The organism is Rhodococcus sp. 05-339-2 (assembly GCF_002258965.1).
Lineage (GTDB): Bacteria > Actinomycetota > Actinomycetes > Mycobacteriales > Mycobacteriaceae > Rhodococcoides.
This window is the reverse complement of sequence record NZ_NOYW01000004.1, coordinates 222,084-247,848: the sequence shown is the minus strand read 5'-3', so window position 1 is coordinate 247,848 and position 25,765 is coordinate 222,084. Positions and strand designations below refer to the sequence as shown.

Annotated in this window: 22 protein-coding genes; 9 read left to right on the top strand and 13 right to left on the bottom strand. The window is 61.8% G+C overall.

The window, feature by feature from the left end; all coding sequences use genetic code 11:
• Positions 1-92: 92 nt before the first annotated feature.
• From CH273_RS02190 to CH273_RS27320, 4 genes are all read left to right on the top strand, one after another.
• Positions 93-947: a hypothetical protein gene (locus tag CH273_RS02190; protein WP_032396050.1), complete on the top strand. Its 855-nt coding sequence runs from the start codon at positions 93-95 to the stop codon at positions 945-947.
• Positions 948-1,855: 908 nt separating this feature from the next.
• Positions 1,856-2,518 (top strand): hypothetical protein, encoded by a 663-nt coding sequence (locus CH273_RS02180; protein WP_032396048.1) that lies wholly within the window; start codon positions 1,856-1,858, stop codon positions 2,516-2,518.
• A complete protein-coding gene (locus tag CH273_RS02175) occupies positions 2,519-3,499 on the top strand; it encodes a hypothetical protein (RefSeq protein WP_032396047.1) in 981 nt (326 codons plus the stop codon).
• Between the two features lie 104 nt (positions 3,500-3,603).
• On the top strand, positions 3,604-4,107 hold the full coding sequence (locus tag CH273_RS27320; protein WP_143546161.1) for a hypothetical protein: 504 nt from the start codon (positions 3,604-3,606) through the stop codon (positions 4,105-4,107).
• Positions 4,108-4,839: 732 nt separating this feature from the next.
• Here CH273_RS27320 and CH273_RS02170 read toward each other — a convergent pair.
• The 3 genes from CH273_RS02170 to CH273_RS02160 all read right to left on the bottom strand — a co-directional run bounded on the left by CH273_RS02170 (position 4,840) and on the right by CH273_RS02160 (position 6,730).
• On the bottom strand, positions 4,840-5,292 hold the full coding sequence (locus CH273_RS02170) for a hypothetical protein (protein WP_052049688.1): 453 nt from the start codon (positions 5,290-5,292) through the stop codon (positions 4,840-4,842).
• Positions 5,279-6,211, bottom strand: coding sequence for a hypothetical protein (locus CH273_RS02165; protein ID WP_143546160.1), 933 nt, complete (start codon positions 6,209-6,211; stop codon positions 5,279-5,281). Before CH273_RS02165 ends, CH273_RS02170 begins: the two co-directional genes overlap by 14 nt.
• Before the next feature lie 81 nt (positions 6,212-6,292).
• On the bottom strand, positions 6,293-6,730 hold the full coding sequence (locus CH273_RS02160; protein WP_032396044.1) for a hypothetical protein: 438 nt from the start codon (positions 6,728-6,730) through the stop codon (positions 6,293-6,295).
• Positions 6,731-7,492: 762 nt separating this feature from the next.
• Between CH273_RS02160 and CH273_RS02155 the strand changes: the two genes are divergently transcribed.
• The 4 genes from CH273_RS02155 (at position 7,493) to CH273_RS02140 (ending at position 14,365) form a co-directional block, all read left to right on the top strand.
• Positions 7,493-8,086, top strand: a complete 594-nt coding sequence (locus CH273_RS02155; RefSeq protein WP_052049686.1) for a recombinase family protein — start codon at positions 7,493-7,495, stop codon at positions 8,084-8,086.
• A gap of 332 nt (positions 8,087-8,418) precedes the next feature.
• Positions 8,419-9,873: a type I restriction-modification system subunit M gene (locus CH273_RS02150; protein ID WP_032396352.1), complete on the top strand. Its 1,455-nt coding sequence runs from the start codon at positions 8,419-8,421 to the stop codon at positions 9,871-9,873.
• Complete coding sequence (locus CH273_RS02145; protein ID WP_052049683.1) at positions 9,870-11,006, top strand: restriction endonuclease subunit S; 1,137 nt, start codon at positions 9,870-9,872, stop codon at positions 11,004-11,006. Before CH273_RS02150 ends, CH273_RS02145 begins: the two co-directional genes overlap by 4 nt.
• The gene (locus CH273_RS02140; protein WP_230596848.1) at positions 11,003-14,365 is read left to right on the top strand and encodes a DEAD/DEAH box helicase family protein; all 3,363 of its coding nucleotides are present in this window, start codon (positions 11,003-11,005) and stop codon (positions 14,363-14,365) included. The genes CH273_RS02145 and CH273_RS02140 overlap by 4 nt, the downstream gene beginning before the upstream one ends.
• 448 nt (positions 14,366-14,813) lie before the next feature.
• On the opposite strand, the gene CH273_RS02135 is transcribed toward CH273_RS02140, so the two are convergent.
• Positions 14,814-15,794, bottom strand: coding sequence for a DUF368 domain-containing protein (locus CH273_RS02135; RefSeq protein WP_082322521.1), 981 nt, complete (start codon positions 15,792-15,794; stop codon positions 14,814-14,816).
• Between the two features lie 272 nt (positions 15,795-16,066).
• Positions 16,067-16,981 (bottom strand): aldo/keto reductase, encoded by a 915-nt coding sequence (locus CH273_RS02130; RefSeq protein WP_032396043.1) that lies wholly within the window; start codon positions 16,979-16,981, stop codon positions 16,067-16,069.
• A gap of 169 nt (positions 16,982-17,150) precedes the next feature.
• On the opposite strand from CH273_RS02130, the gene cynS reads away from it, so the two are divergent.
• Complete coding sequence (gene cynS, locus CH273_RS02125; RefSeq protein ID WP_045196854.1) at positions 17,151-17,600, top strand: cyanase; 450 nt, start codon at positions 17,151-17,153, stop codon at positions 17,598-17,600.
• Here cynS and CH273_RS02120 read toward each other — a convergent pair.
• The 8 genes from CH273_RS02120 to CH273_RS02085 form a co-directional block, all read right to left on the bottom strand.
• Entirely contained in the window at positions 17,582-18,892 is a 1,311-nt protein-coding gene (locus CH273_RS02120) for an esterase/lipase family protein (RefSeq protein ID WP_082322543.1), read from the bottom strand. The two genes, cynS and CH273_RS02120, sit on opposite strands and share 19 nt — an antisense overlap.
• A gap of 63 nt (positions 18,893-18,955) precedes the next feature.
• Positions 18,956-20,656 carry an FAD-dependent oxidoreductase gene (locus CH273_RS02115; RefSeq protein WP_032396041.1) on the bottom strand — a complete coding sequence of 567 codons (1,701 nt, stop codon included), beginning with the start codon at positions 20,654-20,656 and terminating at the stop codon, positions 18,956-18,958.
• Positions 20,634-20,900, bottom strand: a complete 267-nt coding sequence (locus CH273_RS02110; RefSeq protein WP_082322520.1) for a ubiquitin carboxyl-terminal hydrolase 14 — start codon at positions 20,898-20,900, stop codon at positions 20,634-20,636. Before CH273_RS02110 ends, CH273_RS02115 begins: the two co-directional genes overlap by 23 nt.
• A complete protein-coding gene (gene trxA / locus CH273_RS02105) occupies positions 20,897-21,349 on the bottom strand; it encodes a thioredoxin (protein WP_032396040.1) in 453 nt (150 codons plus the stop codon). The genes CH273_RS02110 and trxA overlap by 4 nt, the downstream gene beginning before the upstream one ends.
• Positions 21,350-21,363: 14 nt before the next feature.
• Complete coding sequence (gene clpB, locus CH273_RS02100) at positions 21,364-23,997, bottom strand: ATP-dependent chaperone ClpB (RefSeq protein ID WP_032396039.1); 2,634 nt, start codon at positions 23,995-23,997, stop codon at positions 21,364-21,366.
• Positions 23,979-24,308 (bottom strand): chaperone modulator CbpM, encoded by a 330-nt coding sequence (locus CH273_RS02095; protein ID WP_032376243.1) that lies wholly within the window; start codon positions 24,306-24,308, stop codon positions 23,979-23,981. Before CH273_RS02095 ends, clpB begins: the two co-directional genes overlap by 19 nt.
• On the bottom strand, positions 24,305-25,234 hold the full coding sequence (locus CH273_RS02090) for a DnaJ C-terminal domain-containing protein (protein ID WP_032396038.1): 930 nt from the start codon (positions 25,232-25,234) through the stop codon (positions 24,305-24,307). The genes CH273_RS02095 and CH273_RS02090 overlap by 4 nt, the downstream gene beginning before the upstream one ends.
• 6 nt (positions 25,235-25,240) lie before the next feature.
• A complete protein-coding gene (locus CH273_RS02085; protein WP_032396037.1) occupies positions 25,241-25,765 on the bottom strand; it encodes a nucleotide exchange factor GrpE in 525 nt (174 codons plus the stop codon).

Genomic DNA, 25,765 nt, shown 5'->3' with positions numbered 1-25,765 from the left:
AGTGTTGACGCACAGCGTCATTCGGTGGGTTGAACTCGCAGGTTCCTCGAAGTCATTCGGCGCGCATTAGGCCCCGACGTAACGTCTGAGGGGTGACCCTCACGACATTTCCGCAGGCGACCGAGCGTCGGGCACGGGCCTTAGCCGCGTACATGGACGCCAACGTCTTGGATCAGTCTGGCTTCCATTGCTCGAGCGAGCGATCCTGCCGCCAAGACGCTCTCTATCTGAAGAACGGCGCACCGCGTGCGAATCGGTCCTTCTGGGCCGGTCAGATGTCTCACGTCGGACAGTTTTACGACATCGAAACCTCTGGTGTCCCTTGGCGGGTCATGATGGTTGGGATGGAAGTCGGCCGACCTCACGAGCACATCACGCTCCTTGACAGGCGACTGCAACAGCGCGGTGCCATAGACGTCGAGTTCAAGACCCGCAGGCCGCACATGAAAGGAACGACGAGCGCCCTGAGGTTGGCATTCGGACGCAATCCCGGAACCGACTACACGGGCGAGATGCTGACGTTCGACAACGATCCAACCCCTCGGCACGTGATGGAGTGCTACGCCCTTGCGAACATGCGGCTCTGCTCTGCGGTCGTGACTGGAACCACCACGTCAGCGGGGACGCAGAAGATGAGCGAGAACTGCCTGCGCCACCTCGAAGCGACAGTTCGCATACTCGAACCCACCCTCGTCATCTTGCAAGGCGTGGGCATCGGACGCACCGTGATGGCCAGCCTCAAGTCCGCCGAGCTGGTCGATAGGAGCTTGCCCCACCTTCACTACTGCGAACTGGGAGGTGTCACCACACTCGTGGCCGACTTCCCGCACCCGTACCAGCAAGGGAGCAACAGCCACATGAACTGGGGTCGCAGTGCTTCGACCGAGTACCTAGCGACAATTGTCTCGCCGACCATCCGAGCAGCCAGATCCTTTGCGCTGAACTAATCCGCGTGATCGAAGACCCCGGCCCTCCGGGTACGGCCGAATACACTGCTAAGCAGGTTGACACGTGCGAAAGACACTCGATTCGGTTGGCCTTTCGCAGCCGTCGTCAACGAACCCGCCACCGGCCAAGGGCGTCTGCGAGGACTATCTGCAGGAAAATTGCAGGCTCTTACCCCCGAGTTGCCGTGCCAAATGAGCTGAGCTGGCTTGTGGAACTTGGCGGACCGATCTTCGTGCGCCAGCGAAGCGAGACATCCCACTGCTAAATCACTGTACTGGCCCCAAGTCCCTTGCACGCAGCGCGAATGGCGAGTCGCGGTCGTCGGCTGACTGCGGTCAGACGAGGCCGACCAATAATTGGTGCAGTCTTTGTGATCTTTCGTATACCTCTGCCGAGTCGCCCTGATGCACTATGGACAGATGGCCAACACAACGATCCTCGCACGCGCATCTTCGCGTGTCAGCGGAGGACTGGAGTGGGTTGAGCCTGGTGAGGACATCACTGCGAGGTCGTTTCCAAAATACGAAGCTTCAGCGCCCGGTCGACCCATCCGTATGGGCACGGAGCAACTATTACGGATTGCAGTTGCACTTAGGGAGTACAACTTTCGGACTACGCACCTGCAGTTGGTGAACTCAAACATGCTTCCGCTATCGGACCCGGCTCAAGAGCAAGACGTACGCGAAGAAGCGATCATGCTGCTCCTAGTGTCTACAGCCGAGGATGTTCTCTCCTACTTCCGGCAGCGAGCCCGCGGTATACACGTTGTAGCAATCGAGATGCGCGTAGCCAAGGGCGGAGGGCGTATCACTCTTCGCCGCGACGGATGGATCACAGTTCACAACACCCGCAACACTCCGCTGGTGAAGAGCAGTCTCCAGGAGACTTCTGAGCTGGTCGGGATCGTGTGACGGAACTGTACGGAGTCTTCAAGCTCGCCGCGGCCCTAGCGTTGTACCTCTTCTTAGACCCGAGGCTCGCTGGATGGGCGGAGCCGCACGGGCACGTGGGGTCGATAGTCGCGGAGATTGTGAACATCACCGTGAGCGCCGCCGTCGTGTACGCGGTTACCGGCCGATTGCTGCAGCGACCGCGACTAACCGTCAACTGGGTTCATGACCGAGTTGAGACCGCGGGCCCATGCGTTCAGCTCACGCATTCTGCGGCCAACTTTCATCGGATCCGGGTCTTCGATCTTCAGTTGCGGTACGAAGGTTCGTCACTTCTTGCCAAGGGCCTCGCAGGGCTATGCAAGCACCGGGGAGCAACTGTGGTGATGTCGCTCGTTCCCGATCAAGTCGCGATTGTCGTACTCGAAACGAGCGGCGTACTCCACAATACGGCGAGCGTGACCTCGCCAACTACTGTTACTTTCGCAGTTCGCGAACCGCAGATTGACGTCGTAACCAGCTGGATCGAGGTCAGTTTAGAAGCCCACCCCAACTGCGGGGCGTTATCTCCCGTGAAGTGCCGGTATTCCATTCAGGTCGGAGGACTGTGGGGATGGCTATCGAAGCTGCTCGTTCCGGTGTCTTCACCAGTTGAGATGTTCGAACTCAGGAGGGCGTGAATGTCAAACCTCACAGAGGGACAGTTGCACTGCAGTCCGATCCGAGTTCGATCAAGGCTGGGGTTGGAGGATCTGGCTAGGGGACTCCGAGATCAGCGGTATGCGGGGGACGTTCCAGATAGGGGTTGGGGAAGCGTTCTGGACGATGTCGATGACTTCCGGAACCCGTCTCAGCACCGACCTGACGTGCAGTCTCCGGCTGTATCTGAGGGAACCGCTGTGTTGCCTCGCCGACTCAAGGCCCGCTTCTACTGGGACGCTGTCGACGTCAAAGCGAAGAGAATTTTGGCGTCCCGACAAGAATCGGCGGACCCCAGAAGTGTCCATATCTTCTCCGCTGTGGACCTTATTATCGCGGAGACGGTGGAGCCGGACGTTTACGAAGGGGTCTTCACCACACGAAATGAGAAGGAGATAGGTCGATACGTGAACGAAGGGATACGGAGCTCCCTCGCCGAAATTGACCCCAGTGCAACAGTCCAGATGGACAGTCTCGATTTCGCAGTTCCGAGCGATTTTTTCCTCTGGCTAGTTCATCGCTACGACGGTGACCAGCAGCTCGACGCGTCGATCAATCTGGAGATCATTCGAAGGCTGTACTCCGAGGACGGCCTGGCGAGATCAGTAAACCTGGCAGCGGGTGCCCAGATGGATCGTGCAGAGTTGGCTGCTGCAGTCCTGCAGGAGTCAGGAAAGCTAGGACCGGCACAGTTCGCCGTCTACGACTCGGACCTTGACCTGACACTTGAGCTTGAGCTCCACCCGGACGGTAGCTTCCAGATAATCATCGGGCAGTGCTTTTACGAAGACAATCACCCCCGAGCCCTCAAAGGCCCGATGCTTGTTGACGACGCTGTCTACCGAGTTTTGCCGCGAATTACTTCGGCCTATTCGTCCGACTCCACTTGGCCTTCGCCTGGTTATCTCGACCTTATGGACAAGGCGCGCAGGGTCTTGACCCAGCATGCCGCCCAGCCCTAGGCCCGTTCCCACCCACCTTGCCCGGTGCAGTTCAACAAGGGTCGGTCTACCCACCCTCGTTGCACTCGTCCTTGCAGCTACCCCCGCCTCTTCAGGAGACATACATGCGTCGTACCGCACTTGCCGTAATTGGAGCACTATCAGCTGTCCCGCTTGCCTTTCTCTCCTCCACGCCGGCGTCGGCAAATCCGGGCGACATTGAAGCCGTCTTCACCAGCACGGTCAATCCTGATGGCGGCAATTCGGTCACGGGAACTTTTTCCGCGAAGAAGGCGAACCAGCCGTTCTCCTGCGTCATGAGCGACAACGCCGTTAGCGGTGAACTGCTCCTCTACGGCACTAGCGGATCCAGCCAGCCGCCCCGTCCCGTCATATCCGTCACGGATACCGACGTGCCTGATGGCAAATACGCCATCGAGTGGATCTGCTATATGTTCGACACGGAAACCGGTCAATTGGTTCATGACGGAACCACAGCGGCTCTGGCCGGGCAGCCTGGCTACAGTTCGCCGACCATGCTTGAGGTTCCAGCAGTCGTAATCCCAGAGCCTGAGGCTCCGATCTGCACCGGGTCGGCTTGCTTGCCAACCGGATCATTTGGCTTTTGACTTGATTGAAGCGCTTCAGTTCGTGCTGGTGACAGGCCCACGGCGGCAGCGGTGTCTCTACGGCGACCATCTGCCACAAGTGAGCCGCCCCGATGGCAGGTTTTGTGGGATCCTGTCCCGGATGTAACGCCCTGGCCACGGACCGGGATCAAGGGTTAAGCACTCGGCGGACTGACCTGTCGAGCGACGTCCATCCCGACGGCACCAAGGACAGTTCATGTGGATTCTCTTCTACATTTTTGGCGGCTCACGACGTAGTGGCCCTCACCCGAAGTCCTTGAAGGCTCGAATGAATCGCAGAAAGGCAAGCAAGCGGGCAGTCAAGCACCAGATCGCCCACGAGGTCCGGTTGCAGAAGGCGCGGAGAAGGGCCGGACTGACGAGCTCCCAAGATGGTGCGCATCACACGGCTAGTGGGGGCAAGACATACAGCATCCGTCGAGGCTGGGGCCAGGACTAAAAGCACTCGTCGTGTTCTGCGCGACCGGCAGCGATGTCGGCGGCGTAAAGGGCCGTGAAGCACCGAGGACAGGTCCCACGGGTGGCCACGTGAGACAGACAGTCACAACTCTGGCAAGCCGGACAGAGCGCTTCGGCCCACTTGATGCAGCGCTCGGAAGCCGCTGTTATCTCGAATACCTCATTGCATGCTTCGGAAGAGCACACCCGGTCGGCAACCGACCAGCTGTCGTCCGCGTACCGCTCAAGCTTGCGATTGGGCAGTCAAACCGACTAGTCAGTCGGCTTCCAGTGTGCAAACCGTCGAACGTCGAACGGGTATACCTCGAACTCCTCATCGCCATCAAGAATCCCAAGCACGATGTCAGCGGGTTCGTCGTAATACGGGCTGCTCGTCTGATCGACGGGCCACTTACGCCCTGGGTGTGTCTCTACGACAACGGCAGGAAACCCTGCGGCCGGATACCGCCGATTCTTTAACAGAGGCTTCCACGTCACTAAGTCGCCAGGCGCGAACACTTCAGGTTCCATCAAAAAGAAGCGAGCTGCATCGCTGAGCTTGTCCGCGTACCCCGGTTGCGATGCAACCTGCAAGTACGCGGCATCCTGGTTCGCTCGCAACCTTCTGATGTCCTCCAAAATGTCTGCTGGGCTAGACGCGCCTGCCAGGTCGGCATCTTCCTCGGGGACTTGCGACATCACATCGTCGAACTCAGAGCCGTTCATTCTCATGCTCCTTCAGTAGCTTGTCCACGAAGTTGGCCGTCTTCGCCGCGCTGAAATTGGTGTTGCGAACGCTCCCGCCGGTCAACACCTCTAGCGCCACCATGTCGTTGGCTGAAGGCACTCCGGATATCGCGCCGTCCCTGATCGAGCTCCTAGGGAAGCGTGTTCTGCGCCTGCGGCTGCGGCGCTTTTCAATCTCCAACAATGTTTGGACACGTCTGAGCTCGCCCTCCAAATTTTGGATCTTGTCCCGCTCATAAAACGCTAGCCGCGCCTCCACCTCACGAGTGACGTCGTCCTCGTCAACGCCCTTCAGGATTGCAGCCTGGACCAGCGCACGCTGGTAGAGGTCATAGTCACCGCTTACTTTGAACCATGTAGCGTCGGTCACACTGCGTTCAACTCGGTCTACGCCCGCAGATCCCTCAAATACCTTCCGTGCGTTGGCAACCTCAGGGTTAGTCGAGGAAACTCCCGCCAGGGACAGCCGACTCTCGTAGAAGTTCTGCGCCTCATGGGCAAGCGAGGCCCCGGCTGTATAAAAGTGCTGGGCTAGGCCTATAAGCGAACGGAAGGCGTTCGGCAGAGCCTTCCAAGTCTCCAGTCGAAGCACATCCGCACCACCAACATCAACGAATCGTTGGTAGTGGTCGACGAACTCAGGGCCAGCGACCCAAAAGACCTGCCCTTCACCGACTCGGAGACGTCTGTGCGAGCTTGCGGTCGGATCAAAGGCTACGTAACCGGGCTCGTCAGAAACATCTGTGCGTGCCAGACCACTACTAATCGACCACTGCTCACCACGGGTAGCCCGAGGGGCCCCTTCGTAATTAATCACAGGGTTCGCCAAGAACATTGAAGCCTGGTTACCCGACCACAGGCCGAGAACACCTACGACCCTGTATCTTGCGACGCTCATACGGAAACCTTACCTATCCAGGGCGTTTAAGGTGTGCATTGAGTCCCCGAGCTGTCTGGGAGTGTGCTAGGGGTTTGCGAATCACTCCACCGACATGATCTCGTTCGTCGCGCCTAGATACGGGTCGTCTGTCTCGGCCGATATGCTCTCGACAAATCGCGTATGGTCGGCCATCTCATCGCGACTCTGGCCGAAGAAATCTCTGACCCAGATCAGATAATCGTCGTGCTGCGCCCTTGTCCAGTAGAGGACGTAGGGACGCGGGAACGCTCGGTTTGGAGCTTGCATTTCCACGGCGACCTCCCAGCTCCAGCTTTGAGCGTCCCCCGGTCTGACAATGACTTCCAGCAGCGCATGATGCGTAGGGTCCTTGCCGGTGACGTAGTCGGAGAGTCCACCGGGGAACGCCTCTTCGAGCCACTCACCCATTGGCTCCAGGTAATCGTCGAACCCGCGCCGCGTTCTCTTATAGAAGACCCGCTTCCCGTCGGGCGTGCTCGTGTCAACCTTCGTTCTCATCTTGTTGCGCCACAGACCGCCTGTATCGAACGGACTAACGCTCCCTGATGGAGGGGTGGTTGCCGACGGCTTACCGGAGCAAGTCACTAGCGACGAGTAATCGGGGTGCGCTCGACCGACGTACCAGTAGCCAGATGGTTCAAGATCGAGCCCCAGCTCAGCCGCGACAGTCCGTCCCCTACGTGCTGTTTGGAGGGACCGGAAATCAAGAGTCAGTCGCCTAAAAAGTACTTCTTGCCACGTCAGCGCGTCATCGGTCCCAGGGGGCGGTTCCAACTCCAGCAGCCCCTGGGTGCAGATCCCCGCCAGTCTCACGTTCACCAGCACTTTAGTACCAGATGGGCTTAGCCACCGCACGTCAAAAGCGACTACGTCACTCAATCAAATGACACCGTCAGAAGCGGCCTCGCTACCATCCAGGACTCGTGGGCAGAAGTCTGCATCTGTCACAACGTCGACGGTTCGAATCTGGGCCGGTTCCCCTGGGACGAGCAGCGCGGGATCGACGCCGCGTCAGCAGATAGCCCCTGCAGGGCCCTCGCATCCGGGCCTGAGCTTTATTGAGCGATTCTGCGCTTGTTGACGACCACAGCGGCGGGCGATCTGCCGTCGCATAAACGATGGGTTGATGAGACGACGAGGCTTCCCGGCTTCTTCGCTCAGGATCCCACCTAGTCGCAGTTCGTCGTGTCTCAAAAACCTGTCTCATATCTGCTAGTCTCAAAACCAGTGGGGTAATGGGGTAGTGAGACAGGAACGGTTATGGCGGCCATCGGATACGCAAGAGTGAGCACGGTTGATCAGGATCCACAGCTGCAACTCGACGCGCTGGCGACTGCGGGGGTGTTGAGGGTGTTCACGGACCTCGGAGTAAGCGGGGCCAAGGCGGACCGCCCGCAGCTTGCCGCGTGTCTCGATCACCTCAGAACCGGCGACACACTCGTCGTGTGGAAGCTGGACCGTCTCGGTCGCGACACCCGGCACGTCCTCGATGTCATTTCAGACCTCACAGCCCGAGGAGTGACGTTTGCGAGCGTGACTGAAGGTCTCCACACCGAAGGACCGATGGGCAAGGCGATGTTGACGATTATGGCGGCCTTCGCGCAATTGGAACGAGACATCATGCTCGAGCGAACTCGGGCAGGACTTGTCGCCGCAGCGGCGAAGGGCCGTCGTGGGGGAAGGCCCAGTAAAGTCGCCGCGGCCGATGTGGTTCGAGCGCGTGACCTTCTCAGCAAAGGCCTGACAGCTGATGAGATCGCCAAGATGCTGGGAGTCAGTCGTGCCACGGTGTACCGCCACCTTCGCGACTCTCCGGCGGAACCATCGTTGGTTCACCCCGAGGCGGCTCCCTGAGCCTGAAAGCGTCGGTATCGTAATTCGATGCGCACCGACACCGACGCCCTGCCAGTTCCGGAATGGCTTGCTGTGGCCTCGCCATAGCGCTTCGATACCGCAATCCGAGTCAACACCCGGTGGTGGGAGCGAGTTCTCTCGCAGGCCGGCTCAGCTGCCGGTCATCTTCCAGCGTTCAGATCCTGAGTTAATTTTCCGTCGAGACGCCCGTGCACGTCGGCGACGCCAAGTTGGCAGTCGCGTTCTTCAGGTCGACGCGCAAGGCCGTGACCGCATCCGCGTGTCGGTCCCGTTCCCAGGAGTTCAAGCTCCTCCTTCGATATGGTCCCCTTGTGATTACCGGTGACCTCAAGAGCAAGATTGACCGTGTCTGGGACTCGTTCTGGTCGGGCGGCATCAGCAACCCGCTACAGGTGATCGAACAGGTGACCTCGTTGCTCTTCATCCGCCGACTCGACGACCTCCAGATCCTGGCCGAGAAGAAAGCCCGCATTACCGGGAAGATCGAGGAGCCAATATTCCTGCCCGGTCAGGAAAACCTGCGTTGGAGCCGTTTCAAGAACGCTGACGCGGAAGTGATGTTCAAAATAGTCGGGGAACAAGTGTTTCCGTTCCTGCGCGCACTCGGCGGTGGCTCTACGTACTCCGAGCACATGAAAGACGCCCGGTTCACCATCCCGACACCCGCGCTGTTGTCGAAGGTCGTCGACATGCTCGACGACATCCCAATGGCCGAGCGCGACACCAACGGCGATCTCTACGAGTACCTGCTGTCGAAGATCGCTAGTGCAGGCGTCAATGGACAGTTCCGCACGCCGCGCCACATCATTAACCTGATGGTCGCCATGACCGCCCCGTCACCCACGGACGAAATCTGCGACCCAGCCTGCGGAACCGCCGGGTTCCTAGTCGCCGCATCGGAGTATGTCCGGGAAACGCACCCGTCAGCCCTGACCGAACCGACCCAGCGCAACCACTTTCATCGGTCGATGTTCCACGGCTACGACTTCGACCCCGTCATGCTGCGCATCGGCAGCATGAACATGCTTCTCCACGGCATCGAAGCTCCCGATATCCGCTACCGCGACTCACTCTCCGAGGGTGCGAGCGAGGACACCGAGAAGTACACGCTGATCCTGGCCAATCCACCGTTCGCAGGGTCACTGGATTACGAGGCCACCAGCAAGGACCTGCAACGGGTCGTCAAAACCAAGAAGACCGAATTACTCTTTTTGGCGTTGTTCTTGAAGCTGCTCAAGCCCGGTGGCCGGGCAGCAGTCATTGTTCCCGACGGAGTCCTGTTCGGGTCGTCGAAAGCGCACAAGGAACTGCGCAGAGTCCTCGTCGAAGACCAGAAGCTCGACGCGGTAGTCAAGCTGCCCTCGGGTGTGTTCCGTCCCTACGCTGGTGTCTCGACGGCGATCCTGCTTTTCACCAAAACTAATTCCGGTGGCACCGACCACGTGTGGTTCTACAACGTCCAGGCCGACGGCTACTCTCTCGACGACAAGCGCAACCCCATCGCGGCCAACGACTTGCCCGACGTGCTGGCCCGCTGGCAGAAGCGCACCACCACCGAGAAGACGCGGGCGTCCACCGACCAGTCCTTTTGTGTGCCGAAGGCCGACATAGTCGCCCAGGACTACGACTTGTCGCTCAACCGATACAAGGAAATCGTCCACGACGACGCTGAGCACCGGCCCCCACTTGAGATCATCGCCGACATTGAAAAGCTTGAGCTTCAGATCACACAGGGCTTAGCCGACTTGAAGGCGATGTTGTCATGACTGAGATGCTGCCGCTGGAGGAGGCGATTGGCCTGGAGCTTGGATTCCCCTTCAAGTCAGGGACCTTCAACACCGATGGCACCGGATTACCGCTTGTGCGCATTCGCGATGTGGTTCGTGGATTCAGCAATACCTACTACGACGGGTCCGTCGATTCCCGGTACTTGATAGCCAACGGCGACTACCTCATTGGGATGGACGGCGAGTTCAACGTCGGACGGTGGAGAGGGGGCAAGGCAATCCTCAACCAGCGGGTCGCCAAGTTGGGGGAACCGCGGCACGGGGTTGATAAGGACTACGTGGCGAGATTCCTGCCCGCCGCGCTCAAGGCAATTGAAGATCAGACACCCTTCGCGACGGTTAAGCACCTCTCGGCGAAGAAGCTGCGGGCCATTATGATTCCGTTGCCACCGCTCAAAGAGCAGTACCGGATCGCCGCGATCCTCGACAAGGCCGACGCCCTCCGCGCCAAACGCCGCCAAGTCCTCACCAAGTCCGACGCGCTGGTCAGCGCGATATTTCTCGACATCTTTGGCGATCCAATCAAGAACGCCGCTCTGTGGCCTAGCAAGCAGATAGATGAAATCTGCAGGATCGTTCGTGGGTCGTCGCCGAGACCACAGGGCGATCCGAGGTTCTTCGGAGGTGATGTTCCAAGGCTTATGATCTCCGACATCACGCGGGATGGGAAGTGGGTAACACCGACTACCGACTCTCTGACCGAAGCGGGCGCTCTTCGCAGCCGCCCTTGTCCCAGGGGCACGATTGTAATGGCAGTGAGTGGAAATATAGGTCTGGTATCGCGCTTGGCAGTGGACGCTTGCATTCACGATGGCTTCGTCGGATTCCTCGACCTGCATGAGGAGATCTTCCTACCAGACTTTCTTCTTGAGGTTCTCAATCTTTCGAGGCGAATGCATACCAGAAATGCTGCAGGTGCGATCTTCCAAAACATCACAACAACGGATATAAAACGGATGCAAGTCATCATGCCGCCGATCGATCTCCAGATGGAATTTTTGCGTCGTGTTGATCAAGTGACAAAAGCGACTGATCGCCAGCTCGCTGGAACTAAGCAACTTGACAGCCTGTTTGCGGCTGTGCAGGCCCGTGCTTTCCGGGGAGAGCTTTGATAGGCAATTTCGACTTCCTCAAAGCCACTCTCCCGGGCGCGTTCGAGAACTGCGCTCGAGCCGAGTCGTACCTGGAGAGCGACCCTCGTTCTGCGTGCTTCTACAGCCGCCGTGCGGTAGAGGGTCTGGTGAATCACCTCTACGACGTTTTGAACCTTCCGATTCCATACAGGGACGATTTGGCGGCGAAGATCAACGACGCAGCCTTTGCCGCGAAAGCAGGCGCTGGCATCGGGCAGAAGCTGAACCTGATCCGCAAGGTCGCCAACACCGCTGTCCATGAGAACAAACCGATCAGGGTTGACGTCTCGCAAGCGGTGTTAAGGGAGCTGTTCCACGTGATGGTGTGGGCGGCCTACCGCTATTCGCCGAACCCGCAGGCTGTCCCGACGAAGGCCACTTTCGACGCCAAGCTCGCAAGGGGCGCGGCACCGCTGAGCCGGGATGAGCTGGCCAAGCTGGCGCAGAAGTTCAAAGAACAGGACGAAGCACACGCGAAGGCGTTGGCCGAGAAGGATGACCTTCTCGCGACGCACGATGCGGAGATCGCGGCGCTCCGCGTCCAGATTGCCGCCGCACAGGCCGCGAATTCCACACACGATGATCACGACTATTCCGAGGCGCAGACACGCGACCTCTTTATCGACATCTTGCTCGCCGAGGCGGGATGGCCGCTCACCGATCCCCGCGACCGTGAGTACGAAGTTGCCGGAATGCCCAACAAGGACAGTAGAGGCTTCGTCGACTACGTCCTGTGGGGGGCTGACGGCCTACCACTGGCGGTAGTCGAAGCGAAACGCACAACCAAGAGTCCCCAGGTTGGCCAGCAGCAGGCAATGCTCTACGCCGACTGCCTGCAGAAGCAGTTCGGTCGCCGGCCTGTCATTTTCTACACCAGCGGCTACGAACATTGGATCTGGGACGACGCTGCTGGTTACCCGCCCCGCGAAGTCCAAGGCTTCTATACCCGCGATGAACTGGAACTCTTGATCCAGCGCCGCACGACCCGACTCCCCCTTAGCGCCGAAGAAGTCAACACCGCTGTTGCTGGCCGCCCATACCAAGTCCGAGCCATCAAAGCCGTCGGTGGCGCGTTCGACCGCAAACAGCGCCAAGCGTTGCTCGTCATGGCTACAGGGTCGGGTAAGACTCGGACGGTGATTGCGCTGGCCGACCAGCTGATGAAGGCGAATTGGGTCAAGCGGGTCCTGTTCCTGGCCGACCGAACGGCCCTGGTCAACCAGGCGACGAGCGCGTTCAAAGCGAGCTTGCCTTCCGCGACAACAGTCAACCTGGTCACTGAGAAGTCCGCGGACGGTCGGGTGTACGTGTGCACCTACCCGACGATGTTGAACCTCATCAACGGCGTCGAGGGTGATCTGCGCAAGTTTGGGCCCGGTTACTTCGACCTGATCGTCATTGACGAAGCGCACCGATCCGTCTACCAGAAGTACGGCGCGATCTTCGAGTGGTTCGACTCGCTCCTCGTTGGACTGACCGCCACCCCCAAAGACGAAGTTGACCACAACACATACAGGTTGTTCCAGCTCGAAGACGGTGTCCCGACCGATGCCTACAGCCTCGACGAAGCTGTAGGCGAGGGGTACCTCGTGCCACCCGTCGGAATCTCTGTCGGGACGACATTCCTGCGGCAGGGCATCAAATATGCCGACCTGACCGACGACGAGAAGGATCAGTGGGACACCCTCGACTGGGGCGAGGACGACCGACCGGACGAGGTCACCGCCGAGGAGGTCAACCGGTTCCTCTTCAACGAAGACACCGTCGACAAAGTCCTCGCCATCCTGATGGATCAGGGTCACAAGGTTGCTTCCGGTGACCGACTCGGCAAAACCATCGTCTTCGCAAAGAACAAGGACCACGCAGAGTTCATCCAGAAGCGCTTCGATGTCCAATACCCTGGATACGGAGGGCAGTTTGCGCGTGTCATCACCCACGGCATCAGCTACGCGCAGTCCCTGATCGACGATTTCTCCGTGACCGACAAAGCTCCACACATCGCGATCTCGGTGGACATGCTCGATACGGGGATCGACGTCCCCGACGTCGTCAACCTGGTCTTCTTCAAAATGGTGCGGTCGAAGTCGAAGTTCTGGCAAATGATCGGGCGCGGAACCCGACTACGCCCAGATCTGTTCGGTCCCGGTCAGGACAAGACAGACTTCTTCGTCTTCGACTTCTGCGGGAACCTCGAGTTCTTCAGCCAAAATTTACCCGGCTCCGAAGGCTCGACCCAAAAGTCACTCAACCAGAGACTCTTCGAGAACCGCCTGGGACTGATCACTGCACTCGACAACAGCGAGCCCGACCTGCGCGACTCAACCGCCAAGACGTTGCACACCATCGTCGCCGCCATGACCCTCGATAACTTCCTCGTGCGACCGCACCGCAAATGGGTCGAGCACTACGCCAAATGGGATTCTTGGAAAGCTCTGACTCCGGAAGCGGCGACCGAGGTGGCGGAGCACCTCGCCGGGCTGCCCTCGACGGCCAAGGACGATGACGAGGACGCCAAACGGTTCGACCTCCTGATCCTGCGCCGACAGCTTGCTCAGCTCGAAGGCGACGCAGTCGCCGCCGAACGCATCCGTGAACAAGTCCAGAGCATCGCTACGGGTCTACTGAGTCAGCTCTCGATCCCCTCGGTTAAAGCCCAAGAGGCCCTCCTCGACGAGCTTGCCGGCGATGAGTGGTGGGTCGATGTCACCCTGCCGATGCTCGAACTCGCCCGGTTGAGGCTACGGGGCCTGCTGCGTTTCCTGGAGAAGATCAAGAAGGCAAAGGTCTACACCGACTTCGAGGACGCCATCGGCGAACAGACCGTGGTGGCTTTGCCCGGCGTCACACCCGGAACCAACTGGGAACGATTCCGAGCCAAGACGGCCGCCTACCTCAAACAGCACGAGGATCACGTTGCCCTGCAGCGTCTGCGGCGCAACAGACAGCTCACTACCGAAGACCTCGAAGCCCTTGAAGGGATGCTTGCCGCTAGCGGGGCCAGTGCCGTTGATGTCGAGCGGGCCAAACAGGAAGGTGCGGGGCTGGGTTTGTTCATTCGGTCCCTGATCGGGCTTGACCGCCAATCGGCGCTCGACGCCTTCGAGAGTTATCTCGACCGCACGCGCTTCGACGTTAACCAGGTCCGGTTTGTGACTCTGATCGTTGACGAACTCACCGCGAACGGTGTCATGGACCCGGCGCGGCTGTTCGAGTCACCCTTCACCGACAATGCAAAGGAAGGGGCATACTCTCTCTTCCCTGACCAAGACGTCGAGGTCATTGCGGACATCCTGCGGGGTGTTAAGGCCAGCGCGGTGGCCGACGACTCTGTCGCGTGAGTAGTGGGCTGCCGTTGAGTCCGCAACTGATGTGAATAGCAGTGTCGGAGAAGGACACTGGTTCCCTCCGGCGTAGTCAGGTCTGAGCGTTCGGGAGTGACTCCGTTGAGGAATCGACTTGTCACGAGGTTGTCACAACTCGGTACAAACGAACCGACACCCACTGACACCTACTGACCCAGGAACTGCAGGTCAGAGCCAAAACGCGAAACTCAATGGGATGCAACGGAACTCCAGTTAATCGCCTTGTAAGCGAGCGGTCAACGGTTCAATCCCGTTAGGAGGCTCCACTGCTCCGATCCCGCTACTGGGGTCGGAGTTTTTTGTCTGTGCGGGCCGGTGCGGACGGCTCGCGCGCACATACGCCCCTCGTGGGAATTCACGGCGCCTGCAGGAGGTGTGGATTCCGACGAGGGGCGTGGATTGCCGGGTACCCCGACCGTTTCGGTCAGGGCGTACGCGTGGCGGCCAGTCGATGCTGAACGATGGCGACCACAGCCACGACCGCAACTCCGACGGCGAAGAGGCCCACGGCGGCGGGCCATTCGTTGCCGACGGCCAGTAGTTCTCTGTTCTCGCCCTGCCACGGCCACAGTGCACGCAACGACCCCAGCAGCAGGCCGGCAGCGGCGACCATCGCCAGGTCGTGGTAGTTCGCCAGCAACCGTTCGAGCACTCGAACGAAGCTGACCAACCCCACCAGAGCACCCAGGGCGAACACGGCCAGGTACGTCAGGTTCCGCTCGTCGACGGCCGTGAGCGTCGGCGCATACAGGCCGATGACCAGCAGAAAGAACGAGCCAGATACACCTGGCAGCACGAGCGCACATATTGCGATCGTCGCGGCGAAGAACACCAGAATCAACGACGGATTCGACGCCTCGACCCCGGGTAGCGACGTGAGAACGACGACCGCAACAGCGAGAACGGCGAACAGAGCCACGGCGGACAGTCGGGACCGGGTGGTGGGGAAAGCTCCACGACTGATCTCCATGAACGGGATCGCCACAGACATCGCGATCATGCCCATGAACAGTGCCTTGGAGTAGACGGGCTGATCCGTGACGAAATCCGCCATGATCCCCGCCACCGAGAACACCATCAACAGCATGCCGACGCCGACCGTGACGAGCAGCCACCAATCGACCTGACGGATCTCGGCGCGTACGTCGGATCGTGTGAGCACGGCCTTGGGGATGTCCGTCAGATGCTTCGCCGACGCGATTGCCCTGGTGTAGATGCCGGTGACCAGGGCGACCGTGCCGCCGGAGACCCCGGGAACCGTTTCCGCCAGACCGATCAGACCGCCGCGAACGACGTTGGCCGCCAATTCCGTCGCCGGCGGCCGCCCCCTGACAACGTCATCGAGTCCGGGTTGATCCTGCTCCTTGTCACCATGTTCGGAGGGCGTCTGCCGGTTCGTCGTCATGCCCGAATCGTCCCAAACGCCGCAATACTGCTCGACACCGGCTCGACAAGCTCGGGTGTGATCGCACCCGCGAGCGAGCGTTCGACGGTTCGATCCGCGCTACCCATACCCCGCCACGAATCAGCTCCCCGTTCTTGTGAACCCGACGCCGATCGGAGTCGGGTATCCGAAACGGAGGAGCCGATCCGAGGTGGTCGGTCACAGAGACGGCCTCCGCGAACATCGGCGTGGATCCGAGTATTCAGCGGAAGATCAGCTCGTGCCAGAACCGATCACGTCCAGGCCAGTCGAGACCTGTTGTCCCAATAAATTTCCGGCGACTCGGCAAGGTTCGGATCGATCGTCGAGATCAGTTCGCGGTCGATCGACAGAGCGGCGACATTCTGCTGGAGTTGAGCCACTGTGGCCGCGCCGGAGAGCACGACATCGGCCCAGGGTTGGGCGAGTGCACGTGCCAGCGCCAGCGCGTCGCGGCCGATTCCGGCGGAGTCCGCGACGCGGGCGAGTGCAGAATCTTCGGCCACCAGTCGGCCGTTGGCCATGGCCTCTTTGACGACGACGAACCAGCCGGCTTCGTGTGCTCGTGCCAACGCCGGGCCGACGGACGGCTCGAGGGGGTTCCACGTCGACTGCACCGAGCTGAACACCCCGATCTCCAGCGCTGCATGCACCACGTCGGCTTGATGTGGCCCGCTGGTACTGATGCCGATTCGGGTACCACTCTCGGCTAGGGCATGTAGGTCGTCGAGCAGGGCAGTGTCGCTCAGGGCTGGACTGTCCGGGGTGACGCTGTGGATCAGGTAGTGGTCCGGTGCACCGCCCAGGTCGCGCAGAGTCTGCGGCCACTGCTCGGCCAATCGGGCAACCGAGTGCTCTTTCACTTCGTGCACCTCGGCACCCCGCTGGAAATCGGCGACGTACGCGTATCCCCATTTGGAGCCGATCACCAGCGTGTCTCGCCGAGAAGGGTGTCGCGACAACCAGCTGCCGAGGAATCGCTCGGCAAAGCCGTAGGAGCGCGCGACGTCGAAGTGTCTGATTCCGCTGTCCCATGCGGCGTCGAGTACTGCGTGGCACAGCTGCTCGAGGGCTGCCGGATCGAATCGCCCGTCGACGGCATCGGAGTGCCCGACCGTCAGGTACTCGGGGCGTCCGAGGGCGGCAAGGCCGAGACCGAGTTGGGTCATGTCGTCAGTACTTTCGTTGTGCCGTGGCGGAAACAACCACCATATCTGCGATCGGACCGCGCTCGCGTGATCGATACCAGATGTTGCGAGGCAGGATCATCGAGCTGAGACTGTGAACTCGGGGCGCACTCGGTGTGCGCCTGCAGTACGGCCACGAAGGAGAGAGCTGTTGACCGATTTTTCAGGTAAGCCATTGATCGGCGAGATTCGGCTTGCACGAGCTCGAGCCGGATTGAGTTGGGCCGCTGTGGCCGAGGCCATCGACATGCCGGTGGCATGGACGGTGTCGGCACTCTACGGACAGCATCCCCTCAGCCTCGCCCAGGCCGACCTCCTTGCCGAAAAACTGGGCATGCCCGACGGTTCGTTGTTCGAGCTGACCCTGGCTCCCTATCGTGGGTCACTGGACATCTCCTCGGACCCCACGGTCTACCGATTCCACGAGGCGCTGCAGGTGTACGGCCCTGCGCTCAAAGAACTGATCGCCGAGGAATTCGGCGACGGCATCATGAGCGCCATCAACTTCACGATGAACATCGAACGACGACCGCACGATGACGGAGATCGGGTCGTGGTGACGTTCGACGGGAAGTTCCTCGACTATCGATGGACCGAGTAGGCCGAAATCGACAGTAAGGGGGCCGATTCGGAAGATGGGCCGACCAGTGCGCGTCGCATCCATTCGTACACTCTCTCGTCGTTGAGGAGGGTGAAGTGGTGTGCGCTGTTGATCGCCAGACCGTCGTCCGGACGAAGTCCTATGTCACGCAGCTTGTTCCGTCCTCCGGCGCTGTCGGTGCGGACCAGGCCGTCGCCCACGAGGATTCCGATCGGGTGTCGCGGGTTTCCTGTGATGACGGCGGACGCGTGATGATGCCGCACCCCCTCCGGAACCGAGATGTCCGCGGCCGCTCCGACGTCGAATCCGTCGGCGTAGCTGGCATGTCCCTCGTCCTCGGTGATCGCTCCGTGAATCAGGTCGCGGACTCCTGCGCTTCGACGCGCCAGCAGGTTCGCGAACGGACGGGTCTCGGGCGCTGTTGCCAGCGCTGCCGTGGCGACGTGAACGCCGCGCGCAAGCGGCGCACCCAGATGTGGTGTCCCCAGGGTGAATACGTCCGTCAACAGCTCCACCCATCGGCGGCCGTTCTCCGCAGCGTGGTGTGCGGCGCTGCGCGAGACCAGCCCGCCCATGGAATGACCGACCAGGGTGATGCGGTGAACCCTGACGGGCCAGGCAGGCACGAGCTGTTCCAGCAGGTCCGACAGGTCGGCACCGTTGGCGGCAATTCGACGACCGGTGTTGTAGCGCAGAAAGATCGAGGTCGTTCCGGATTCTGAGTCCAGGCGCTGCCCGTACGTGGGTCGCCCACCGAGCCGCCATGCCGATTCGGTCTCGACGAGCCCGTGCAGGAACACCACGAGGTGCGCTCCCGCGTCGGGAAACGCCGTGGCCAGAGCGCGGTACTTCGGAACTACCGGGCGTCCGTCGACACGTATCGACATCGGGTAGGCGAGGACCCGGGAACTGCGCTCCATGTCGTCGCCGATGAGACCGTGCAGGACGGCGATGGTCTGAGCGCCGCGGGTGGTGTGCGACGGTGACGGCCGCGCATCGTCCTCGGTGACCTCGTCGCCGGTCACGTCGGAACTGCCGGTCAGCGCACCGACTGCTGTGGCTGCGCCGGTGCAGGCGGCGGCGATGCTCGCGTAGGTGCCGGCGGCGATCGCGTCGTGCATCAGCTGTATCGGCAAGGCAGCCGGCCCGACGCCGAGTTTCACGGCGGCAAATGTGCGTCGTGCAATTGCCGAGTGAACTGCGCGAACACCACCCGCGGCCGACGCCAGCTCGCGAAGTGCGATTTCTGCGAGTTCACCCAACTCCTGTGTGCGCTGAGTTCTCTTCCCCACTCGATTCAGTGTACGTGTGTCCACTGGATCCGTCAGGGCTGCGATGGCTGCGGTTTTCCCACGTCACCGTCGCTCGAAATACTCGTGGACCTGGCGTACCGACATCGCTCCTTCACCGACCGCGGATGCGACTCTCTTCACCGAGCCGCTGCGGACGTCGCCCGCGGCGAACAAGCCGGGTCGGCTCGTTTCGAGCGTCCCGCACAGCGCTGCTCCGATCTGCAGGGCACCGTCTCCACGAGCGAGAGCTGCGTCCGTACCGGTGACGACGAACCCGTGTTCGTCGAGTGCGATGGCGTCGGCAAGCCACCCCGTGTAAGGCGTCGCTCCGATGAACACGAACAGGGCGTGCGCTCTGATCGTGGCCTGTTCGCCCGTGCGGTTGTTCTCGACCACGACTTCGTCGAGGTACTTCTTGCCGCGGACCTCGCGAACCTCGGTGTGGCGGTGCACGGTCACGTGCGGGTGGTGCTCGATCTGGTCGACCAGGTAACGGGACATGCTCTTTCCGAGATCGTCATTGCGGATGAGCAAGTGGACGTCCGAAACATGTTCGGCAAGAAACACTGTCGCCTGGCCTGCGGAGTTACCGCCGCCGACGATGGCCACCGGGTCGGTCCCGCACATGCGAGCTTCCTGATGAGTGGCGGCGTAGTACACACTCGTGCCTTCCAGTTCCGCGATACCGGGAACGGTCAACTTGCGGTACCGCGCGCCGGTGGCGAGCACGATGGACCGGCCGCGAACCGTGCCGCCGTCAGAGAGCCGGAGCACGTGGTACCCGGCCTCGGACGTCAATCCGGTCACCTCTGCCGAGACCAGGATGCGGGCACCGAACTTGTCGGCCTGGATCACGGCCCGCTCGGCCAATTCGGATCCGGAGATTCCGGCCGGGAATCCCAGATAGTTCTCGATTCGGGAGGAGGTGCTGGCCTGTCCCCCTGCGGCGATCGTCTCCAGTGTCACCGTGTTCAACCCGTCCGACGCTCCGTATACGGATGCGGCCAGTCCGGCCGGTCCTGCACCCACGACGACGAGATCGAACACGTCCTGGGCCGCGTTCGGCACGGAGAGTCCGACGATGCGTGCGAGCTCTGTGTTCGTCGGATTGCGCAGTACCTTCTCGCCGTGCCAGATGACGACGGGAACGTCCTCGGGGGCGATGTCCAGGCTGCGCAACAGCTGCTCCGCCCGCTCGTCCCGCTCCAGATCGATCCATTTGTGAGGCAATCGATTTCGCATTGCGAACTCTCGAAGCCGCAACGTGTCCGGTGAATAGCAGGACCCGATGATCCGGAACCCCGAGCCGAGCCCGATCAGCAGGTGCCGACGCAGCAGGTAAGCCCGCAGGATCAGATCGCTCAGCACTGGATCGTGGGCAACCAGTTCGCGCACCCGCTCGGCGGGAGTGACGAGCAACTCGCCGTCTTCGATCGCTTCGGCGGTGTAGAACGCCACCTGACCTTCGAGCAGTCCGAGCTCACCCAAGAAGCGGCCGGGTCCGTGCACGCGAAGTATCCGACGTTCACCGTCCCGGTCACCCTCGTCGAGAACGGCGACCTTGCCGGACAGAACGACGAAGAAGTCGTTGCTGGGCGCACCCTCGCGTATCAGCACTTCTCCGGTACGAACCGATCGACGTGTGCCACCGACCTCGAGCACTGCGACCTGATCGTCCGTCAGCCGCGGGAACGCGCCGTGCTCGTCCGTGGTCTCGTCGACGACGGCTGGACCGGCGTCCTCAGACGAGATTTCGGTCGACATAACACCACCTCCAAGTTTCTCCGGGCTCCATCGACCGAACGATCGGATGGCCGACGACATGTGCGTGCGCGCTCGCGTGTCTGCCCGGCGAGGAGTCGCAACACCCGACGTGCCCGCACGTCAGGCACAGCCTCAGGTGCACCCACGGGGTGCCGAGACGGAGGCATTCTTCGCAGCCCTGCGGGGTTCTGGGCACCACGGACCGGATTGCATCGACGTGCGGGTCCACTGGCACGAACGTCATGATGTCGCCTCCTTGCCTGCATTCTCCGAAAGCGCTCGATCGAGCCATGCGCGTAGCTGGGGTACCGGGGCTGCACCGGCCTGCCGAGCGAGGACCTCACCCCGATCCATCACCAGCAGGGTCGGCACGGCCCTGACGGTGAATCGTTCGGACGTCAGGGGTGCGGCATCCACGTCGACCTTGACCAGCTTGATCCGGCCCGCGCGTTCTCGGGCGAGCTGTTCGAGCGCCGGGCTGACCATGCGGCACGGTCCGCACCAGGTCGCCCAGAGATCGACGAGTACGGGCACCGAGGGGTGTTCGGCGATCTCCGCGAAGTCCTCGTCCCGTGCTGCGGCGATCCACGGCAGCGGCTCGTGGCAGTTCCCGCACCGGGGTGTCCCGTCCGCTGCGGCAGGCACCCTGTTGACCTTGCCGCAGTGCGCGCACTTCACCTTGTCCGATTCCATGGCGACATCTCCTCTCAGGCCGCCGCGACGGCGGGTTCCGCATACGCGACGACGAGTTCTCCGTCGACCACCGTGACGGTGATGGTGCCGCCTGGTTCGATGTCCCCTCGCAGTAGCGCGCGACCGATCTTGGTCTCGACCTCGTGGGCGATGTACCGACGCAATGGCCGTGCACCGTAGACCGGGTCGAATCCGCGTTCGGCGACGAGCCTGCGCGCATCCGGGGTGATGTCCAGATCGATCCTGCGCTCCGACAAGCGGTTTCGAAGATCGGCGAGCTGCAACCCGACGATGTGCTCGATCTGGGACAGGGTGAGTGGGGTGAACAGCACGATGTCGTCGACCCGGTTGAGGAACTCGGGACGGAAATGCCCACGCAGTTCCGCGAGTACCCGCTCGCGGGCGTTCGGCTCGATCTCGCCGTCGGGTGTGACTCCTTCGAGGAGATGCTGGGAACCGATGTTGGAGGTCATGATGATCACCGTGTTCCTGAAATCGACCTGCCTGCCTTGTGAATCGGTGATCCGGCCGTCGTCGAGCACCTGCAGCAGGGTATTGAACACATCTGCGTGCGCCTTCTCGATCTCGTCGAAAAGCACTACCGAGTACGGCTTTCGGCGCACCGCCTCGGTGAGCTGTCCGCCCTCGTCGTACCCCACGTATCCGGGAGGTGCCCCGATGAGCCGGCTCACCGTGTGCCGCTCCTGGTACTCGCTCATGTCCAGGCGCACCATGTTGTCTTCGCTGTCGAAGAGAGCGCCGGCCAATGTTTTTGCGAGCTCGGTCTTTCCCACGCCCGTCGGGCCAAGAAAGATGAACGACCCGATCGGCCGGCGTGGATCACGGATGCCGGACCTCGCCCGGATCACCGCGTCCGCGACCAGCTGCACCGCCTCGTCCTGGCCGACGACCCTCTCGTGCAGAATCTCGTCGAGCTGCAACAACTTCTGTCGCTCGCCTTCCTGCAGCCGAGCGACCGGGATCGAAGTCCACGCAGCCACGATTTCGGCGATCTCGTCCTCGGTGACCACTTCGCGCAACAGCGGGCTCCGGCCTTGTCTGGTGACCAGCTGCTCCTCTGCCGACTCGAGCCTGCGTTCGAGCTCGACGATCTCGCCGTAGCGCAACTCGGCGGCCCGATTGAGGTCGTAGGCGCGCTCCGCCTCCTCGGCCTCGTGGCGCAAGCGCTCGAGCTCGCTCCGTAGCTCTTGCACCCGGCGGATCGCCTGTCGCTCCGCCTCCCACTGAGCGTGCCGGGCATCGGCCTCGGCCCGCAGGTCGGCCAGCTCCTTGCGCAGCTCGTCGAGACGTGCCTTGCTCGCGCCGTCGGTCTCCTTGGACAGCGCGGCATCTTCGATCTCGAGCCGGGTCACCTTCCGGGTGAGTTCGTCGAGTTCGGCCGGCATCGAATCGATTTCGGTGCGTAACCGAGCGCACGCCTCGTCGACCAGATCGATGGCCTTGTCCGGGAGAAAGCGGTCGGTGATGTAGCGGTGCGAGAGGGTGACGGCAGCGACGAGAGCGCCGTCCTGAATCTTGACGCCGTGAAACACCTCGAGGCGTTCGCGGAGTCCGCGCAGGATCGAGATGGCATCCTCGGCGCTCGGCTCGTCGACGAGGACGGTCTGGAACCGTCGCTCCAGTGCCGCATCGGATTCGATGTGCTTGCGATACTCGTCGAGCGTGGTGGCACCGATCATGTGCAGCTCGCCTCGGGCGAGCATCGGCTTGAGCATGTTGCCGGCGTCGAGAGACCCCTCACCGCCCACTGATCCCGCACCGACCACGGTATGCAACTCGTCGACGAACAACAGAATCCGCCCGTCGGCTGCCTTCACCTCGGCCAGCACCGCCTGCAGACGCTCCTCGAATTCCCCGCGGTACTTCGCGCCGGCCACCAGGGAACCCATGTCGAGTGAGAAGATCGTTCTGTCGCGCAGGCCTTCCGGAACGTCGCCGCGGACGATCCGCTGGGCAAGGCCCTCGACGATCGCGGTCTTCCCGACGCCGGGGTCGCCGATCAGAACCGGATTGTTCTTGGTCTTGCGGCTCAGGATCTGCGTGACCCTGCGGATTTCGGCGTCTCGTCCGATCACCGGATCGAGTTTGCCCGCCCGCCCCTCGGCGACCAGATCGCGTCCGTACTTCTCCAGCGCGTCGTACGCACCTTCCGGGCTGGCCGAGGTGACGCGTTGATTGCCGCGCACCTTCGTCAGCGCTGTGAGGAAGGAGTCCCTGGTGATTCCGTGACGGGCGAGTACTCGCCCTGCCGCAGTGGCCGAACCCTCTTCGGCGAGGCCCATCAGGAGATGCTCCACCGACACGTAGGAATCCTTGAGCCGCTTCGCCTCTCGATCGGCGGCGTCGAGGAGCACGGACAAGCGTCGGGTGATCGTCACCTGACCGGTCCCGGCACCGGGGCCGCTGACCTTGGGCCTTCGCGAGAGTTCACGTTCCAGATCGGATTGCAGGGCATCGACCTCGGCACCGGCCTGCTCGAGCAATCGGGGCACCAAGCCATCCTGCTGACCGACCAAGGCGAGCAGTAGGTGCTCTCCGTCGACCTCGGTGTGACCCATTCTGGTCGCAAGGCTCTGGGCCTCCTGCAGTGCTTCGCGCGACTTCTCGGTCAGGTTGCTGATGTCCATGTGGTTGTCCTCCTTCTGCGGGAAGATGCTTCGAGTGTCTCGATTCGTTCCAGCAGGTCGAGCACGAGCCCGATTGCCGAGTAGTTCAGGCCGAGACCGGTCCGCAGTCGTCGAATGCGGGCTGCATGGGCCACTTCGGTTGGTGCGAAGAACATTTCGCCACCTACGACGCGATCGGCGTCGAGCAGACCGAGGACCACGAGCTTCCGTGCAAGTTCCGGATGCAGCCCCGTACGTTCGGCGAAGGCGTCGGTCGACAATTCGGTGCGTCGAACCAGTACGTACCGGACCACCGGGTTCGGGTCGCTCATGTCTTTGTCCTCGGATCGAAGTTCGATTCTGCGGCCAACTGCTCGAATAGTGCGCGTTCGCGTGCTGTCGGTTTCGACGGCACCATCACCTTGATCTCGGCGTACAGGTTGCCGTTGGTGCCACGTGGATTCGGCATTCCTTCGCCGCGCAGTCGCAGCTTCCTTCCAGTCGACGAGCCCGGAGCCACTTTCACTTTCGCCTCGCCACCCGGGGTGGGAACGGCGACGGTCGCCCCGAGGACCGCCTCCCATGGCGATACCGGGAGGTCGACGTGAATGTCTCGGCCCTGTACTCGGAACCGGGAATGTGGCTCGATCCGTACCACGAGGTACAGATCCCCTGGCGGCGCGCCGCCGTTGCTCCGTCCGCCTTGCCCGGCCAACCGAATTCGCTGGCCGTCCACGACCCCGGCCGGAATGTCGACGTCGTACTGCCGTCCGTCCAGTCCGAGCGTGCGTGTGCCGCCCCGGTACGCCTCCTCGACTGTCAAGGCCAGTTCCGCTTCCTGATCGGCACCGGGAATCGGCCCGTACCCGCCACCGCCGCCGAACATCTGCCCGAAGAGGTCGTCGAGATCGACGCCACCGTCGCCACCGGAACCGAAGTGCACGCGTCTGCTCCCGCGGTCGTATCCTCCGCCGCTGTTCCCGCCACCGCCGTACCCACTCGAGTTGGTGCGGGTCCGTTCGTCGTAATCCTCGGGGACACGCCGAAAGTCGGCACCGAACCGGTCGTAGCGTTTCCGCGTGTCCGGGTCGGACAACACCTGGTAGGCCTCGTTCACCTCCTTGAACGTGTCTTCCGCAGTGGGGTCCTTGTTCACGTCGGGGTGATACTTGCGAGCCAGCTTGCGGTAGGCCTGCTGGATCTCGTCGGTGCTCGCACCCCGCGGGACTCCGAGCGATTCGTAGTGGTCACGCGCCATCGGTGCTCACCCCTCGGGGCGGCTGACGACCACCGACGCCGGCCGCAGTTGCCGTCCGTCCTCTCCGTAACCCGGACGGACGACGTCGATCACGGTCCCGGACGGAAGGTCGGGCCGGACCACCACGCTGACCACTTCGTGCAATTGCGGGGAGAACGGAACTCCGACCTCGTCGTGACGCTCGAAACCGAACCGTGACAGCACCTGCACCGCCTGATCGCGGATCGCCTTGACGCCGTCGACAACGGTCTGCGAATCGCTGTCCGCATGTGCCAACGCAAGTTCCAGATTGTCCAGTACCGGCAGCCACGCCGCGGACACCTTCGTCACCTCCGCGGCCCGTTCTCGCTCCAGGTCCTTGGCATACCGCTTGCGCAGGTTGTCCAGATCGGCAAGGGCTCTGCGCCAGCGGTCGTCGAGTCGAGCCTCCTCGGCACTCGTGGCGGCGTGATCCGGTACCGTTTCGGTTCGATCTCCTTCCGTGACGTCGGCCGCTGGTTCGGGTGTCGAATGATCTGCAGCCCTTTCCAT